The following is a 15434-nucleotide window of genomic DNA, read 5'->3' on the forward strand; positions in this document are numbered from 1 at the left end:
TTACTGTTGAATTATGCCTGCCGAAGCCAAAGGTTCCGGTCCGATCGACGCCGAGGTGCTCGTCGTGGGCGCCGGGGTCGCGGGACTCCGCTGCGCCGCCGAGCTGCACGAGGCCGGTGTCGACGTGCGGGTGCTCGAACGCTCCGCGGCCGTGGGCGGCCGGATCCGCACCGACGTCGTCGACGGCTTCCGCTGCGACCGGGGCTTCCAGCTGCTGAACCCGGCCTACCCGGCGGTCCGCCGGTACGTCGACGTGCCCGCCCTCCGGCTGCGGCAGTTCGGAGCGGGGGCGCTGGTACGGCGCGAGGGCGCCCTGGCCACCGTCGCCGACCCTCGCCGCGCGCCGCGGCTCGTCGTCCCGACGCTCCGCTCGGGCCTGATCTCCCCCCGGGAGGTGGCCGCGCTGGCCCGGTGGTTGGCTCCCGTCCTGACCCGGCCGCGCAGCGTCCTGGAGGCGCCGGACACCACGCTGTCCGCCGCGCTCACCGAGGCGGGTGTCACCGGACCGCTCCGGCGCGAGCTGCTCGAGCCCTTCCTGGCCGGCGTGCTGGCCGACGCCGAGGGCGTCACGTCCGCCACCTTCGCGCGGCTCCTGCTGCGCTCGTTCGCCCTGGGCGCGCCGGGCGTCCCGGAGGACGGCATGCGGTCGCTGCCCGAGCAGCTGGCGCGCCCGCTCGGCGACCGGGTCACGACCGGCATCGAGGTCGTCGGCGTACGGGCCGGAGCCGCCGGGGTCGAGGTCGACGCCGGCGACCGGACCTGGCGCGCGGAGGCCGTCGTGGTGGCCGTCGGCGGCGAGGCGGTGGCGCGGCTGACGCCGTTGCCCCCGGTGCCGACGAAGTCCCTGACGACGTGGTGGTTCGCCAGTGACGCAGCGCCCGCACCGCTGCCGCTGATCGCGGTCGACGGGCGGCGGCGCGGCCCCGTGCAGAACGCGTTGGAGCTGACCTCGGCCGCGCCCAGCTATGCGCCGGCGGGACACCACCTGGTCGAGGCCACCACCCTGGCGCGCGGCACGGACTCCAGCGAGGAGGCCGCCGAGGGCGAGGTCCGCGCCCACCTGGCGGAGATCTACGGCATCGACACCCGCGCCTGGCGGCTCGTCATCCGCCACCACGTCCCGCACGCCCTGCCCAGTCAGCCGCCGCCGCTGTCCGCCCGGCAGCCGGTCGAGCTCTCCGACAGGCTCCTCGTCGCCGGCGACCACCGCGACACGGGCTCGATCCAGGGGGCGTTGGTGTCGGGGACGCGCGCCGCGCACGCGCTGCTGCGGCGCCGGGGCCCGGCCCACCGTCCCGCCGCGACCTGAGGCCACCGGCGCGACGGTGACGCCGGCCAGCGCCGCCGTGGGCCCGGCGCGCACGCCGGGCCCACGGCGCAGCCGCGATCAGCGGTGCTGCTTCGCCTTCGTGGCCTTCGTGGCCGGCTTGGCCGACCTGACCACCTTCACGGTCACCGGAACGGCCGAGGAACCGAGCGCCGTCGGCGATCCCAGGTAGGTCGCCCGGTAGCGGTGGGCGCCCAGCGCCGGCCGCAGCCGGACCGACGCCGCGCCGGACGTCAGCCGCAGCACCCGGATGGTCCGGCCGCGGTCGGTGATCCGCACCTTGCCGGCGACGAAGGTCGGCGCCACCCGCACCCGGAGGGTCACCGCACGGCCCTTGACCACCTTCGTCGCCGAGGCGCTGAGGCGGGTCGTCGTGCGCATCGAGGCGGCGAAGAGCCGCTGGGCCGCGCCGAGCTCGACCAGCTGGGTCTCGCCCGTGGCGTCGTCGAGCCCGTCGTTGTCGGTGACCGCGAAGACACGACCGTCGGCCGTGATCCCCAGCCCCTCGACCTTCTCCTGCGTCCAGCCGTGGAAGGCCCGGAGCGCGGGCAGCACGTCGACGGCGAGCCGCTTGGTCACCGGCGTGACCGCGTCCGGCGTGCCCGCCGGAAGGTCGACGGTGTAGACCCGCTTGAGCGCGGCGCGGTCGCCCTGGAGCTTGTCCCGCTCGATGACGGCGACGGTGTTCCGGTCGATCGCGACGATCTCGGAGAGGCCGATCCAGTCGCCCTCGACGTCGGTGGTCTCCAGCTCGTAGCCGAACCAGGTCCAGGTGCCCGCTGCGACGTCGTAGCGGCCGATCCGCGCGGCCGTCTCGCCGGCGAGCGCACGCTGGAGGACGACGTACACCTGCTCGCCGGCCCCGGTGCCGGTGGCCGTGACGCCCTCGATCCCCCACTTGCCCAGGCCGGCGGCCACCTCCTCGGGCAGGGCCAGCGACTCCTGGATGACGCCGGCGGCGTCGGTGCGCAGGATCTGGTTCGCGTCGCCGGTCTTGCCCTCGACGCCGACCCAGAAGCCGCCCTGCGGGCGGGCGAAGAGGCCCTCGATGTCGATCTGCGGCGCGGTGACGCCGTCGGTGGTGACGGTGACGACCCCGTCGATCACCGCCGGCTTCGCACTGACGTCGACGGCGTAGATGCGCCCCGTCGCGTACGCCGAGTCGCTGGCCGCGTAGAGCCGGTCGGCCTGCCCGGGCACCCCCGTGAGGGCGCCGAGCGCGCCCCACCCGATCGGCGCACCGGTGCCGGCGGCCGGGTCCTCGGCCGACTCGATGGTCGGGAACTGCGGGACCGCGCCGGCGGCCAGGTCGTGCAGCCGGTAGAGGCCGACGGTGGCCCGCACGCCGGCGTCGGCGTCGTCCACCTCCGAGGAGACCACCAGCAGGTCGCGCTCGGGGACCGGGAGCAGGCCCTCGGGCCCGTTGGTGGTCGGCAGGGCCTGCCGGTACGCGGGCGCGGTGGGGTCGCTCAGGTCGTAGACGGCGACGAAGTTGCTCCGCTCGGAGCCGACGAAGCCGTAGGTGGTGCCGTCGTACTCGGCCACCGTGAGGCCCTCGGGCTCGGCGCCCTTCTTGGCCGCGCGGTCCTCGTTGTGCAGCCCGAGGCGGGTGGCGTGCCGCTCGAAGGTGTTGCCGGCGTCCCAGGCCACGCTGCCGTCGGTGCTGTCGAAGACGGTCCAGCCACGGGTGCCGCCCTTCCAGTCGCCCTCGTTGGCCGTGGCGAGGTAGCGCTCGTCGATCCAGTGCACGGAGTCGGGCTCGCGGGGCTCGGTGATCGTGTCCGCCTGGTCGAAGAGGCCGTCCTTGGTCGCGTCGATGCCCTCGACGGTCGCGTCGCCGGCACTGAAGACCTTCTCGACGTCACCGCTGGGGAGGTCGATCAGCACGATGCCGTTGTTCTCCTGCAGGCTCAGCACGAGCAGGTTGTCGGCGTTGATGTCGACGTACTCGGGCTCGGGGTCCTCGGGGGTGTCGATGCCGGCAGCGACGAGGGCGGGCAGGGCGTCGCCGCCCTCCTCGGTCAGCGGCACCGTGCGGATCCCCCAGGTCGCGGGGTCGGCGTCGGCGACGTCGATGATCTGCACGAATCCGGCGGGCAGCTGCGGCAGGCCGCCGTCGCCGGCGTCCTCGTCGCGCTGGTTCTCCATGGCGATCGCGGCATAGGCACCGTCGGGGCTGACCGCGATCGAGTCGGGCTGGCCACCGAGGTCGATGGAGCGCACCCGCTCCTGGTCGGAGAGTCGCACGACGTCGAGGCGCCCCGAGGGTGCCGTGAAGCTGCCGCCGCTGGTGTCGACGACCACGAGCACGTAGCCGCCGACGACCGCGACCGAGGTCGGTTGGTCGTCGGCGTCGCCGAGCTCGCTGAGGTCCAGCGTGCCGGCGCCCACCGGGTGGGCCGGATCGGTGATGTCGAGGAACCCGATCCGCTTCCCGGCGGCATCGGTGTAGACGACCGTCATCCCGTCCTCGCTGACGGCGGAGATCTCCGCGACGGTCTCGTCGGTCGGATCGACGCCCTCGGGCACGTTGTGGAACACCGGGTACGTCGCCACCCGGTCGAACGCGCTGCCCGCCCCGGCGGTCGGGGCTGCGGTCGGGGCTGCGGTCGGGGCGGCGTCGGCGGTGCTGGACAGGGTCAGCGGCAGCAGCCCGATGGGCAGCGCGGCCACGGCCATCGCGGCCAGGCCACGGGTTCGCGCGGAGCGGTGATGCATGAGGTGCCTCTCGTCTCGGCAACGTGTCCGGGACGGCCGTCCGCCCCGTCGGTCGTTGCGGAGGCTTTCGGCAGCCGGCGACGATGCCGTGGCAACCGGGTGAACGCCACCCGAAGATCGCGGGGCGTTCCGCGATCTTCGGGTGGCGTTCCGCGAACCCGGCCGGCGTCGGGCGCGGCTCGGTGGCACGCCCTGCCCGTGCCCTCCCCCGCCGTCGGGCGCCGGTGCGCCCTACCATCGCGTCTATGTCCAGCCACGAGGTGCCACGTGGCCGCCCCGACGGGAACCGGGTGGGCCGGGGCGGCCCACTCGCGCGGCTCTGGTGGATCGGCCTGCCCCTGGTGCCGCTCCAGGGCTACCGGCTCAAGCGGACGCTGCCGCGCTTCGCCGACGCCGACGGCACGACCGGCCGGGTCGGCTCGGGCGCCCGGCGCCTGAGCGTCGTCGCGCTCGGGGACAGTGTCACCGCCGGATACGCGCTCGATCACCACCGCTCCTCCATCGCCGGCCAGCTGGCCCTGCGGCTCGCCGAGCGGTACGACGCCACGGTCGACTGGCGGGCCTGCGCCAGGTCGGGGGCCACCGCGGGGGAAGCGTTGGAGCTGGTCTCTCGCGAGGCGCTGGCCGGAGCCGACCTGGTGTTCGTCTCCATCGGCGTGAACGACCTCAAGAACCTCCACAGCACGACCCGCTACCGGCGCGAGCTCGAGGGGCTGCTCGACGAGGTCCTCGCCGCCGCTCCGCGCGCCCAGGTCTGCCTCCTCGGCATCCCGCCGCTCCAGCACTTCCCGGCGTTCCCCCGACCGCTGGCCGATGCCCTCGGCTGGCGGGGCCGGGTCTTCGACGCGATCGGTGTCCGAGCGATCCGCGCCCGCCCGAGGACCTTCCGCATCGAGACCGACGAAGCACTCGGACCGGACATGTTCGCCGGCGACGGGTTCCATCCCAGCCCCACCCTGCATGCCGCGTTCGCGGACGCCGTCATGGCGATCCACCGCCTGCCCGCGGAGGACTCGGGAAGCCCGGGGCGAGGGGCTGACTGACCTTCCGACCGCCGATCGCGCGCCGGATGCGGCGGCGTGACGCCGGCCAAGCCCGAACGCCGATCCGCGTGCGGTGCCGGCGGCGGGTCGTGTGCCTGAGACATCGGCATAGCGGGTTGCTGGGCACACGACCCCACCCGCGCCCGGACTCACCCCGGGTCGTGTGCCTGAGACACCGACATACCGGGGCCCCAGGCACACAACCCCACCCACGCCCAGACTCACCCCGAGTCGTGTGCCCCAGACACCGACATACCGGGGCCCCAGGCACACAACCCCACCCACGCGCGCCGGCAGATCCACCACCGCCGCCATCGCCACCACCACCGAGCGCGTCACCCTGGGCGGACGGCCGAGCCCGCAAGCTTCGAGTCCCACCGGCACGGACGCCCAGCCCACCACCGGGTGCGTGACCTCACCACACCGCACAGCGGCGCGCCGACCGGGACCGCGCCAGGAACCTCATCGCAGCAGGGTCCTCCCCGTCGCGGTCAGCGCTCTCCCGTCGCGGTCAGCGCTCGGCCGCCGCGGCGGCCGCGGCGGACGCGGCCCGCTCGACCCACCTCGGCACGTCGCCGTAGCGCTGGCTGGGGATCAGCTCGCCGGCAGCGCAGCAGTCGATCAGCTGGGCCATCCGCCGCTCGCGGGTGGCCTCCTGCTTGGCCGAGGTCACCCAGGCGGTGCAGACCTTGCGGTAGGTCACCGTCGACGCCGCCCAGAACGCACTGGCCGCGGGAGACGCAGCCAGCCGGGTCGCGTAGGCGTCGGGGAGCGCGGCCGGGAGGCCGACGTGACTGTACGCCTCCTCGTCGCTGCGACGCTGCTCCCAGATCGCCAGTCCGCTGGGCTGCATCCTGCCCTCGGCGCGCAGCTTCTCGACGAGGTCGATGTTGACCTTGCTCCAGCGTGAGGTCTTCTTGCGCGGCGTCCATCGCTGCCGCCGGGTGTCGGCGTCGATGCGCTGGACGACCGAGTCGATCCATCCCCAGCACAGTGCCTCGGGCACCGCCTCCTCCCACGTGAGGCCGCGGTCGGGCACGTGCGCCCTGTTGAGCCCCATCCACAGCTCGGTCTCGGTGTCGTGGCAGAGCGCCAACCACGCGCCGAACTCCTCAGGACCCGCGAAGAAGCGCGCGGGTCGTTCGGGCGTGCCGCCCATGCGCCCCGGGAGGTCGTCCGCTGCCTGGCCGTGCGTCATGGCAGGAGCCTGTCACCGAGTGCCGACACCCCCTCGGTCGGCCACCCCGTCATCCGTCGAGCAGAGCCAGCTCGTCGGCGGTCAGGTCCAGGGCCGCAGCCGCGGCCGAGTCGGTCACCGACGAGGCACGCTTGGCGCCGGGGATCGGGATCACCACCGGCGACTGGGCCAGCTCCCAGGCGAGCGCGACCTGCTGGGGGCTGACGCCGCGGTCGTCGGCCACCCGCGCGAACGCCGGGTGGTGCGCGGCCAGGTCCTTGGCGTCTCCGAGGCCGCCCAGCGGGCTCCACGGGAGGAAGGCCAGCCCGAGCTCGGCGCACACGTCGATCTCTGGGCGGCTGCTGCGGAACTTCGGGGAGAACTGGTTCTGCACGCTGACCAGCGCGTCGCCCAGCTCCGCATGGGCGGCCCGGATCTGGGCCTCGTTCGCGTTGGACAGCCCGATCATCCGCACCTTGCCGCTGTCCCGGATCTCCGCGAGCGTCCCGATCACCTCCTCGTACGGCGTCGCCGGGTCGGGCCGGTGGTGCTGCCACAGGTCGATCCGCTCCACCCCCAGCCGCTCCAGCGACGCGTCCACCGCGGCGAGCAGGTGGGACCGCGAGCTGTCCGTGGCCCAGCCGCCGCCCTCGGTGCGCACGTGGCCGCCCTTGGTCGCCAGGAACACCCGGTCCCGGACGCCGAGCTCGTCGAGGAGCGAGGCGACCAGCCGCTCGTTCTCCCCCTGGGCCCGCTCGCCCTTCTCCTCCCCGGGGCCGTAGGCGTCCGCGGTGTCGAAGAGCGTCACACCGGCGTCCAGTGCGGCGCTCACGGTGTCGAGCAGCTGCTGGCGCGGCTGGGTGCCGGTCTGGTCGAAGGTCATCAGGCCGAGGCCGACCGCGCCCACCTCGACGCGCCCGACGGTGTCGTTGCCGATCGTCCGAGTCCTCATGCCCCGCTCCTACCCCGCGGGCCGGGTACCGAACCCTGTCGGCGGCGGGACCTTCGCCCCGCGGGGTCACGCTCGTCTCCCCTGGCGCGCGCCCTCGGCCGCGGGGATGCTCGAAGGATGGAGTCCCTCCGACGCAACGCCGTGCTGCTGGAGTTCGCGGCCGGGACGGCGCTGCTGCTCCTCGGCTCCGCGTTGTGGCTGCTCGGCTCGGGGGCGGCGGACCTGGCGTGGCTGGCCGCCACCCTCCTCGGGCTGGTCGCCTCGCTGGCCACCACCGTCGACGCGGTACGCCGCCGGCGTCCCACAGTCGACGTGATCGCGCTGCTCGCGCTGGCCGGCGCGCTGGCCGTCGGCGAGCTCTTCGCCGGCGCTGTGGTGACGGTGATGCTGGCCAGCGGACAGCTGCTGGAGGCACGGGCCGAGGCCCGCGCCCAGCGCGAGCTGCGGCTGCTGCTGGAGCGCTCGCCCCGCACCGCCCGCCGGTACGGCGACCGCGGCGGCGACGGCGGCGTGACCGAGGTGCCGGTCGAGCGGGTCGCCCTCGGGGACCGGCTCCTGGTCCGCACCGGCGACGTCGTCGGCGTCGACGGGCGGCTGCTGGGGCCGGCGACCCTGGACGAGTCGACACTCACCGGGGAGCCGCTGCCCCGCGAGCGCGCCGCGGGCGAGGAGGCCCGCAGCGGCGCGGTCAACGCGGGCGGGCCGTTCGACCTGCTGGCCACGGCGTCGGCGGCGGAGTCGACGTACGCCGGCCTGGTCCGCCTCGTCCAGCAGGCGCAGGCGTCCTCGGCGCCGTTCATCCGAGTGGCCGACCGGCTGGCCGTGCTGTTCGTGCCGCTGACGCTGCTGCTGGCCGGCGCCGCCTGGGCGGTGGCCGGCGACCCGGTGCGCGCGGTCGCGGTGCTGGTCGTGGCAACGCCCTGCCCGCTGCTGCTGGCCGCGCCGATCGCCTACATCTCGGGGCTGTCGCGGGCGACCCGCGCGGGAGTGGTGGTCAAGGGCGGCGGCCCGCTGGAGCGGCTGGCGGCGGCCCGGGTGGTCCTCTTCGACAAGACCGGCACCCTGACCCGGGGCCGACCCCAGCTGGTCGAGACGGTCACCGGCGACCCGGACCGGGTGGGCGCCGAGGAGCTGCTCGCGCTGGCGGCCTCCCTCGACCAGATGTCGCCGCACGTGCTGGCCACCGCGATCGTCTCCGCGGCCACCACGCGCGGTCTGCCGCTGCAGCTGCCGGCCGACGTCGTCGAGGAGCACGGCTACGGCCTCACCGGCCTGGTCGGCGGCCGCCGGGTGGCCCTCGGCCGCCGCTCCTGGATCGCCCCGGACCCCGCGCCCGCCTGGGTCGACCGCGTGCTGCGGCGCGCCGCACTGGACGGCTCGCTGACGGTCTTCGCCGCGGTCGACGGGAGGCCGGCCGGCGCGTTCCTGCTCGAGGACGTGATCCGACCCGACGCGCCGCGGATGGTCCACGGGCTGCGCGCAGCCGGGATCGAGCGGGTGGTCCTGGTCTCCGGCGACCGTGCCGACGCCGCGGAGTCGGTCGGCAGGATCGTCGGCGTCGACGCGGTCCGCGCGGAGTGCGACCCGGGCGAGAAGCTGGCGGTGATCGGCGCCGAGCGGGCCGCCGGCACCACGCTGATGGTGGGCGACGGGGTCAACGACGCCCCCGCGCTGGCCGCCGCCGACGTCGGCGTGGCGCTGGCCGCGGCCGGCGCCACCGCCTCCTCCGAGGCGGCCGACGTGGTGCTCACGGTCGACCGCGTGGACGCGCTCGCCGACGCCATCCTGATCGCCCAGCGCTCCCGGCGGATCGCACTGCAGGCCGTCGGGGTCGGCATGGGGCTGTCCCTGGTGGCGATGCTGGTCGCCGCGGCCGGCTACCTGCCGCCGGCCCTCGGCGCGCTGCTGCAGGAGGCGATCGACGTGCTCGCGATCGCGCTGGCGCTGCGCGCGGTCCTGCCCGGCCGGACCCACACCGTGACGCTGCCCGCCGGCGACGTGGCCGCGGGGACGGCACTGCGCGCCGAGCACGACGCCGCGCTCGCGGTGGTCGAGGAGATCCGCGAGGTGGCCGACCGGCTCAGCGCGCAACAGCCCGACCTGGCGGCGGCACGGCACCTGCAGGAGCGGCTGCGTAGCGAGCTGCTCCCCCACGAGCGCGCCGACGAGGAGCGCCTCGTGCCGATCGTGGCCCGCGCGCTGGGCAGCGCGGCGACGTACTCGCTGAGCCGGACCCACGCCGAGATCGAGCACCAGGTGGTGCGGATCGAACGGCTGCTGGACCAGCTCCGAGCGGGCGACGTGCACCCCGAGGACGTGGTGGAGCTGCGGCGGATGCTCTACGGCCTGTACGGCGTGCTCCGCCTGCACAACGCCCAGGAGGACGAGACCGCGTTCAGCCTGCTGCCGCCCGAGTCCCGCACCGGCCGCTAGCCGCGCGAGGTGCTCGCGGCGCGCGGGTCCTCCGGAACCGCCGTGCTCGCTGCTGCCCCGTATCGAGACCTCACCGACTCCCCAGCCGGCAGACGGCGCGCACGAGTCCCCGCACGACGCATGGGCCCCGCCGAACCCGAGTCGGCAGGGCCCATGACGTCGGGGCGTCGTCAGACCGCGTGGTAGATCAGCGTCGGCCGATCGGCGGAGAGCGCCTCGGCGGCCAGACGGCCGAGGTCCTCGACGTCCTCGGCCACCGCGCCGTGCGCCCCGATCGCCCGCGCCAGCGCCGGCATGTCGGGCCGGGCGAGGTCGACCGCCTGCGGGGCGATGCCCCGGTCGACCATCTGCTCGCGGATCTCGGCGTAGCCGCCGTTGTCGACGATCACGACCGGGATCGGCAGGCCCTGCTCCGTGGCGGTGATCAGCTCCTGGATGGAGAACATCGCCGCACCGTCGCCGAAGACGGCCACCACCGGCCGCGCCGGGTCGGCGATCTTGGCACCGATGGCCGCCGGCAGGCCGTAGCCCAGGGTGGCGTACCCGGTCGGGTACAGCAGGCGGTTCGACGGCGTGAACGGCCAGTAGTGCACCGTGCCGTAGTAGGTCACCTGCGAGCTGTCGCCCGCCACCACCGTGTCGCCCGGCAGCGCCGCGCGCAGCACCCGCTGGATCTCCGCCCACGGGCCGGCGTCGGCCTCCGCACCGGCGTCCACCGCGGCCCTGTCGGCCGGGTCGACCGTCCGGGCGGCGAACGCCTTGCTCCGCAGCACCTCGACCAGGTCCGCCAGCACGACGGACGCGTCGCCGACGAGCGCGAGGTCCGCCTGCACGTTCTTGTGCATCTGTGCGGGGTCGAGGTCGATCCGGACGACGATGCGGTGCGCCCCGCCCGGAGCGACCACGCCGCCCCAGAGGTCGGAGTCACCCAGCTCGCTGCCGACCACCACGACCACGTCGGCGTCGTCGATCAACGCATGCGCGGCCTCCAGCCGGATGCCGGCGCCGAGCGACGAGGGGTGGTCCTCGTCGAGGATCCCCTTGCCGTTGACCGTCGACAGGACCCGGATGCCGAGGTCGGCCAGCGCCCGCACCTGCTCGCCGGCGCGGCGCGCACCGCCGCCGACGATCAGCAGCGGTCGCGCGGAGCCGTCGAGCGCGGCCGCGATCTCCTCGACGGCGGCCGGATGGGCGCCGGTCGGACCCGGCAGCGGGCGCGCCGCGACGGGGCGCCGCTCCCACGTGCCCTCGAGGACGTCGACCGGGATCTCGAGGTGCACCGGGCGGGGCCGCGCGGTGGCGAAGCCCTCGAAGATGGCCGCCACGACCTCGGGGATCTCGTCGGCCGACTCCACCCGGATGCTGCGCCCGCAGACCGCGTCGAGCGCCGCCTGCTGGTCCTTCACCTCGTGCAGCCAGCCGATGTCCTTGCCCACCGTGCCGCGGACCGGGCCCGGCGAGATCGCGAGCACCGGCACCGAGTCGGCGTACGCCGTGGCCAGGGCGGTGATCGCGTTGGTGATGCCGGGGCCCGAGGTGGTGATCAGCACGCCGGGGCGGCCGCTGGTGCGGGCGTAGCCGTCGGCGGCGTATCCGGCACCCTGCTCGTGGCGCGTGACCACGTGCCGGATCCCGGAGTCGGGCAGGTAGCGGTAGAGCTCCAGGTTGTGGGTGCCCGGGATGCCGAAGACGTCCCGGACGCCGTGCGCCACGAGGGCGTCGATGACGGCAGCGCCGCCGGTGATCAGGTCAGTCGTCATCACAGCACCTTCGAGAGGAACGAACGGGTCCGCGCATGCCGCGGGTTGGCGAAGACGTCCTCGGGGGCGCCCTCCTCGACGATCACGCCGCCGTCCATGAAGACCACCCGGTCGCACACCTCGCGGGCGAAGCCGATCTCGTGGGTCACCACGATCATCGTCATGCCCTCGGCGGCCAGGCCCTTCATCACGTCGAGCACCTCGCCGACCAGCTCGGGGTCGAGCGCGGAGGTCGGCTCGTCGAACAGCATCAGGTCCGGCTCCATGGCCAGCGCCCTCGCGATGGCGACGCGCTGCTGCTGGCCACCCGAGAGCATGCTCGGGTAGTGATGCGCGCGCTCGGCCAGGCCGACCCGCTCGAGCAGCGCCAGCGCCTGTTGGCGCACCTCCGCCTTGTTGCGCCGCTTGACGTAGACCGGCGCCTCCATCACGTTCTCCAGCGCCGTGCGGTGCGGGAACAGGTTGAAGCGCTGGAAGACCATGCCCACGTCGCGCCGGGCCGCTGCGATCTCCTTGCGGCGCAGCTCGTACTTCTTGCCGTGCGCGCGGCGGTAGCCGACCAGCTCGCCGTTGACGCTGATCTCGCCGCCGTCGATGCGCTCGAGGTGGTTGATGCAGCGCAGGAAGGTGCTCTTGCCGGAGCCGGAGGGGCCCAGCAGCGAGACGACCTCGCCGCGGCGCACGGTGAGGTCGATGCCCTTGAGGACCTCGTTGTCGCCGTACACCTTGCGGACGCCGACCGCCTCCACCATCGGGATCGTCTCGGTCACAGCTCCGCTCCCCTCACCCGCGCCTTGCGCGTCTTGCCGGACGGGGCATGTCCCCTGTTCATCCGCTTCTCCAGTCGGCCCTGGACGATCGTGAGGACCGTGGTCAGGGAGAGGTACCAGATGCTCGCCACCATCAGGAGCGGGATCTGCTGGAAGTTGTGCCCGTAGATGAGCTGGGCCGCGGTGGTCAGGTCGACCACGCCGATCACGAGGACCAGCGACGTCTGCTTGAGCATCGTGATGGTCTCGTTGGCCGTGGGCGGGATGATCAGCCGCGACGCCTGGGGCAGGATCACCCGCCGGTACGTCGTGACCGGGCTCATCCCGAGTGCCTCGGCGGCCTCGGTCTGCCCCTTGTCCACCCCGCCGATGCCGGCGCGCACGATCTCGGCCATGTAGGCGGCCTCGTTCAGGCCCAGCCCGAGGACGGCGGCGACGAACGGCGTGATCACGGCGTTCGTGTCCCAGCTGACGAGCTCGGGCCCGAACGGGACACCGAGGCTGATCTGCGGGAGCACGGAGGCCAGGAAGAACCAGAAGAAGAGCTGGACCAGGATCGGCGTGCCGCGGAAGAGCCACACGTAGCCGGCCGCGGACCAGCGCAGCACGGGGTTCTCCGACTGGCGCATGACCGCCAGGACCGTGCCCAGCGCCACGCCGACGAGCATCGCGATCACGGTGATCTTGAGCGTCGTGAGCAGGCCGTTCAGGATCGACGCCTCGAAGAGGTAGCCGAACACGAGGTCCCAGCGCAGGGCCTCGTTGGTGGCGAGGAACTGCACCGCCACCGCGGCGTAGACCGCGATGACGGCGACAGCGACCCATCGCCAGGGGTGGCGGAGCCGGACGATCGGCTCCTCAGCGTGGTGCTCCAGCACCGGGGTCTCGGTGCTCATGTCACTTGCCCGAGTTGATCGGAGCCCCTTCGAGCGACTGCTCGGTCAGGTTCCACTTGGCCAGCAGCTCGTCGTACGCGCCGTTCTCCTGGAGGACGAGCAGGGCGGCCTGGACGGCGTCGCGCAGCGCGGTGTCGTTCTTGGGGACCGGGATGCCGACCGGGAGCAGGCCGAACGGCTTGGACATCTCGAATGCCTCGGGGTCCTGCTTGACGTTGTAGGCGAGGGTCAGGTCGAGGGCGAGGACGGCGTCGGCGCGGCCGGCCTTGAGGGCCTGGACGGCGCTCGCCTGGTCCGGGAAGGGGGCCTTGTCGAGCGCCTTCTCGCCAGCCTTCGTGCAGTCGGCGCTGATCTCGTCCGCGACGATGTCGCCGGTCGCGCTCTTCTCCACCGCGACGGTCTTGCCGCACAGGTCGGACTCGACGGCGAGGCCCTCGGGGTTGCCCTTGACGGTCATGAAGGCGACGCCGGAGTTGAGGTAGTCGACGAAGTCGACGTCCACCTGGCGCTCGGCCTTGTCGATCATCGAGGTGAGGCCGAGGTCGAAGCGGCCGGCCTTGAGGCCGCCGATGATGCCGTCGAAGTTGGTGTTGTTGAACTCGAACTCCACGCCGAGCACCTCGCCCAGCGCCTTGCCGAGGTCGGCGTCGAAGCCCAGCACGGTGGTGTTGTCGGTGTCGAAGTACTCCATGGGCGGGAAGCTGATGCCCGAGGCGACCTTGACCACACCCGCGTCAGCGATGTCGGCGGGGAGCAGCGCAGCGGCCGCGTCATCCTTCTCGACGGTCTTCACCTGGGCGGTGGGCTCGGCGGCGCTCTCACCGCTGGCCTCCGGGGCCGCGCACCCGGTCGCGAGGAGCGCCAGACCGGCCAGGGCGGGAAGGGTGTTTCGCAGTCGCATGATCTCCACTCCAAGTTTTCTCTTGTGCAACAAACGTTGTTCTGCAAGCATCGTGGGCCAGATCACATCTCGTCAACGGCCGTGACACACTTGTGACAACAAAAGTTGCCCCAGAAGGGACAGTCGCCATGCGCCCCGTCGCCGTCTCCCCCACCCACGAGCGCCACATCGGGCCCAAGCTGCGCGCCGCGCGGACCGCGCTCGGGTACACGCTCGACCAGCTGGCGCAGGCGACCGGACTGACCAAGGGATTCCTCAGCCGGATCGAGCGCGACGAGACCTCCCCGAGCGTCGCCACGCTGCTCACCCTGTGCGAGGTGATGAGCATCGACGTGGGCTCGCTCTTCTCCGTGCCCGAGGTCGCACTCGTCCGCGGCGCGGAGGCACCCGCGATCAACCTCGGCGGCAACGGGCTCTCCGAGCGACTGCTCACCCCCCGCGGCCAGTCCAAGGTCCAGCTCGTCCGGTCCACCATCGAGCCCGGGGGCAACGGCGGGGACGAGCTCTACACCGTCAACTGCGATTTCGAGGTGCTCCACGTGCTGTCCGGGAGCGTCGAGGTGCGCTTCCGCGACCGCAGCCACCGGCTGGAGGCGGGCGACGCCCTCACCTTCTCCGGCGGCGAGCCGCACACGTGGACCAACGCCAGCACCGACCCGGCCGAGGTGGTGTGGGTGCTCGTACCGGCCCCGTGGAGCGGCAGCGCCTGACGGGACGGACCGGGACCGGGACGCGGATCGACTCTCGGCGGTCAGCCGGCCGGGCGGGGGTCCAGCAGGGCCGCCAGCGCGGCGGCGTACATCCGGGACTTGATGGTGCCCAGCGTCCCACCGGCCTTGGCCGCGTTGGCCTGCGCCATCTCCATCGCAGCGGGGAGGACGTCCGCCTCCGCGGTCGCGTGGTCGACCACGCCGCGCGCGACGGCGTCACCGCCGCCGTACCGGCGCCCGGTGACCATCGCCTCGTGGGCGGTCTGCGGGGTCAACCGGCTCTGGACCAGCGCACTCATCCCCGGGGAGAACGGGATGTCGATGTCGACCTCCGGCAAGCACCAGAAGCCGCGGTCCTCACGCATCACCCGGAAGTCGTGGCACAGCGCGAGCATGGCGCCGGCAGCGAAGGCGTGGCCGGGGATCGCGGCCACCGTCACCACCGGCAGCGATAGCAGGCGCGCGTACATCCGCTGCACGTCGCCGACGTAGGACTCGAACCGATCGGGATGAGCCCCGAGCCAGTCCAGGTCGAGCCCGTTGGAGTAGAACTTGCCGCCCGAGGCGGAGGTGACCAGCGCCCGCGGACCGGAGGCCCGCTCCACCTCGGTGAGGGCATCGGCGACCGCCGCCAACCAGTCCGGGTGGAAGCGGTTCTCGTCCTCGCCGAGGTCGAGGACGAAGACGTTGTCGGTGCGGTCGAGCGTGGGCATGGCACTCCTCCGGGCGATGGCGGCGACCGGGTCA

12 protein-coding genes are annotated in these 15434 nt (G+C 73.6%); 4 read left to right on the top strand and 8 right to left on the bottom strand.

The features are described 5' to 3' along the window. The first annotated feature begins 13 nt into the window (after positions 1 to 13). Entirely contained in the window at positions 14 to 1309 is a 1296-nt protein-coding gene (locus E8D34_RS14420; RefSeq protein ID WP_136595340.1) for an FAD-dependent oxidoreductase, read from the top strand. Positions 1310 to 1387: 78 nt separating this feature from the next. Here the strand turns inward: E8D34_RS14420 and E8D34_RS14425 are convergent, their stop codons facing one another. Further along, positions 1388 to 4045 carry an esterase-like activity of phytase family protein gene (locus tag E8D34_RS14425; RefSeq protein WP_136595341.1) on the bottom strand — a complete coding sequence of 886 codons (2658 nt, stop codon included), beginning with the start codon at positions 4043 to 4045 and terminating at the stop codon, positions 1388 to 1390. A gap of 245 nt (positions 4046 to 4290) precedes the next feature. Between E8D34_RS14425 and E8D34_RS14430 the strand changes: the two genes are divergently transcribed. Continuing rightward, positions 4291 to 5088 carry an SGNH/GDSL hydrolase family protein gene (locus tag E8D34_RS14430; protein ID WP_168929446.1) on the top strand — a complete coding sequence of 266 codons (798 nt, stop codon included), beginning with the start codon at positions 4291 to 4293 and terminating at the stop codon, positions 5086 to 5088. 511 nt (positions 5089 to 5599) lie between these two features. On the opposite strand, the gene E8D34_RS14435 is transcribed toward E8D34_RS14430, so the two are convergent. Beyond that, a complete protein-coding gene (locus tag E8D34_RS14435; protein ID WP_206056732.1) occupies positions 5600 to 6286 on the bottom strand; it encodes a YdeI/OmpD-associated family protein in 687 nt (228 codons plus the stop codon). Positions 6287 to 6335: 49 nt separating this feature from the next. Continuing rightward, positions 6336 to 7217, bottom strand: coding sequence for an aldo/keto reductase (locus E8D34_RS14440; protein WP_136595343.1), 882 nt, complete (start codon positions 7215 to 7217; stop codon positions 6336 to 6338). Positions 7218 to 7334: 117 nt separating this feature from the next. Here E8D34_RS14440 and E8D34_RS14445 point away from each other — a divergent pair, with 117 nt between their 5' ends. Continuing rightward, positions 7335 to 9650, top strand: coding sequence for a heavy metal translocating P-type ATPase (locus tag E8D34_RS14445; protein WP_136595344.1), 2316 nt, complete (start codon positions 7335 to 7337; stop codon positions 9648 to 9650). Between the two features lie 170 nt (positions 9651 to 9820). Here E8D34_RS14445 and E8D34_RS14450 read toward each other — a convergent pair whose 3' ends face one another. Genes E8D34_RS14450 through E8D34_RS14465 form a run of 4 tightly spaced genes read right to left on the bottom strand, consistent with a single transcriptional unit; the run spans position 9821 to position 13977 of the window. Continuing rightward, complete coding sequence (locus tag E8D34_RS14450) at positions 9821 to 11410, bottom strand: thiamine pyrophosphate-binding protein (protein WP_136595345.1); 1590 nt, start codon at positions 11408 to 11410, stop codon at positions 9821 to 9823. Then, complete coding sequence (locus tag E8D34_RS14455) at positions 11410 to 12162, bottom strand: amino acid ABC transporter ATP-binding protein (RefSeq protein ID WP_136595394.1); 753 nt, start codon at positions 12160 to 12162, stop codon at positions 11410 to 11412. Before E8D34_RS14455 ends, E8D34_RS14450 begins: the two co-directional genes overlap by 1 nt. A 14-nt stretch (positions 12163 to 12176) precedes the next feature. Further along, positions 12177 to 13076, bottom strand: coding sequence for an amino acid ABC transporter permease (locus tag E8D34_RS14460; RefSeq protein ID WP_136595346.1), 900 nt, complete (start codon positions 13074 to 13076; stop codon positions 12177 to 12179). Position 13077: 1 nt separating this feature from the next. Then, positions 13078 to 13977, bottom strand: coding sequence for an ABC transporter substrate-binding protein (locus tag E8D34_RS14465; RefSeq protein WP_168929447.1), 900 nt, complete (start codon positions 13975 to 13977; stop codon positions 13078 to 13080). A 128-nt stretch (positions 13978 to 14105) separates the two neighbouring features. Here E8D34_RS14465 and E8D34_RS14470 point away from each other — a divergent pair, with 128 nt between their 5' ends. Continuing rightward, positions 14106 to 14687, top strand: a complete 582-nt coding sequence (locus E8D34_RS14470) for an XRE family transcriptional regulator (RefSeq protein WP_136595348.1) — start codon at positions 14106 to 14108, stop codon at positions 14685 to 14687. A gap of 41 nt (positions 14688 to 14728) precedes the next feature. Here the strand turns inward: E8D34_RS14470 and E8D34_RS14475 are convergent, their stop codons facing one another. Beyond that, a complete protein-coding gene (locus E8D34_RS14475) occupies positions 14729 to 15400 on the bottom strand; it encodes an enoyl-CoA hydratase-related protein (protein WP_136595349.1) in 672 nt (223 codons plus the stop codon). Between the last annotated feature and the right edge of the window lie 34 nt (positions 15401 to 15434).

This window comes from Nocardioides sp. GY 10113 (assembly GCF_004919105.1).
In the GTDB taxonomy this organism is placed as follows: Bacteria; Actinomycetota; Actinomycetes; order Propionibacteriales; family Nocardioidaceae; genus Nocardioides.

What these genes read in the sequence shown, in the direction of transcription:
- E8D34_RS14420 (WP_136595340.1), top strand. Translation starts at nt 14, where the DNA reads ATGCCTGCCGAAGCCAAAGGTTCCGGTCCGATCGACGCCGAGGTGCTC.
- E8D34_RS14425 (WP_136595341.1), bottom strand. Translation starts at nt 4,045, where the DNA reads ATGCATCACCGCTCCGCGCGAACCCGTGGCCTGGCCGCGATGGCCGTG.
- E8D34_RS14430 (WP_168929446.1), top strand. Translation starts at nt 4,291, where the DNA reads ATGTCCAGCCACGAGGTGCCACGTGGCCGCCCCGACGGGAACCGGGTG.
- E8D34_RS14435 (WP_206056732.1), bottom strand. Translation starts at nt 6,286, where the DNA reads ATGACGCACGGCCAGGCAGCGGACGACCTCCCGGGGCGCATGGGCGGC.
- E8D34_RS14440 (WP_136595343.1), bottom strand. Translation starts at nt 7,217, where the DNA reads ATGAGGACTCGGACGATCGGCAACGACACCGTCGGGCGCGTCGAGGTG.
- E8D34_RS14445 (WP_136595344.1), top strand. Translation starts at nt 7,335, where the DNA reads ATGGAGTCCCTCCGACGCAACGCCGTGCTGCTGGAGTTCGCGGCCGGG.
- E8D34_RS14450 (WP_136595345.1), bottom strand. Translation starts at nt 11,410, where the DNA reads ATGACGACTGACCTGATCACCGGCGGCGCTGCCGTCATCGACGCCCTC.
- E8D34_RS14455 (WP_136595394.1), bottom strand. Translation starts at nt 12,162, where the DNA reads ATGGTGGAGGCGGTCGGCGTCCGCAAGGTGTACGGCGACAACGAGGTC.
- E8D34_RS14460 (WP_136595346.1), bottom strand. Translation starts at nt 13,076, where the DNA reads ATGAGCACCGAGACCCCGGTGCTGGAGCACCACGCTGAGGAGCCGATC.
- E8D34_RS14465 (WP_168929447.1), bottom strand. Translation starts at nt 13,977, where the DNA reads ATGCGACTGCGAAACACCCTTCCCGCCCTGGCCGGTCTGGCGCTCCTC.
- E8D34_RS14470 (WP_136595348.1), top strand. Translation starts at nt 14,106, where the DNA reads ATGCGCCCCGTCGCCGTCTCCCCCACCCACGAGCGCCACATCGGGCCC.
- E8D34_RS14475 (WP_136595349.1), bottom strand. Translation starts at nt 15,400, where the DNA reads ATGCCCACGCTCGACCGCACCGACAACGTCTTCGTCCTCGACCTCGGC.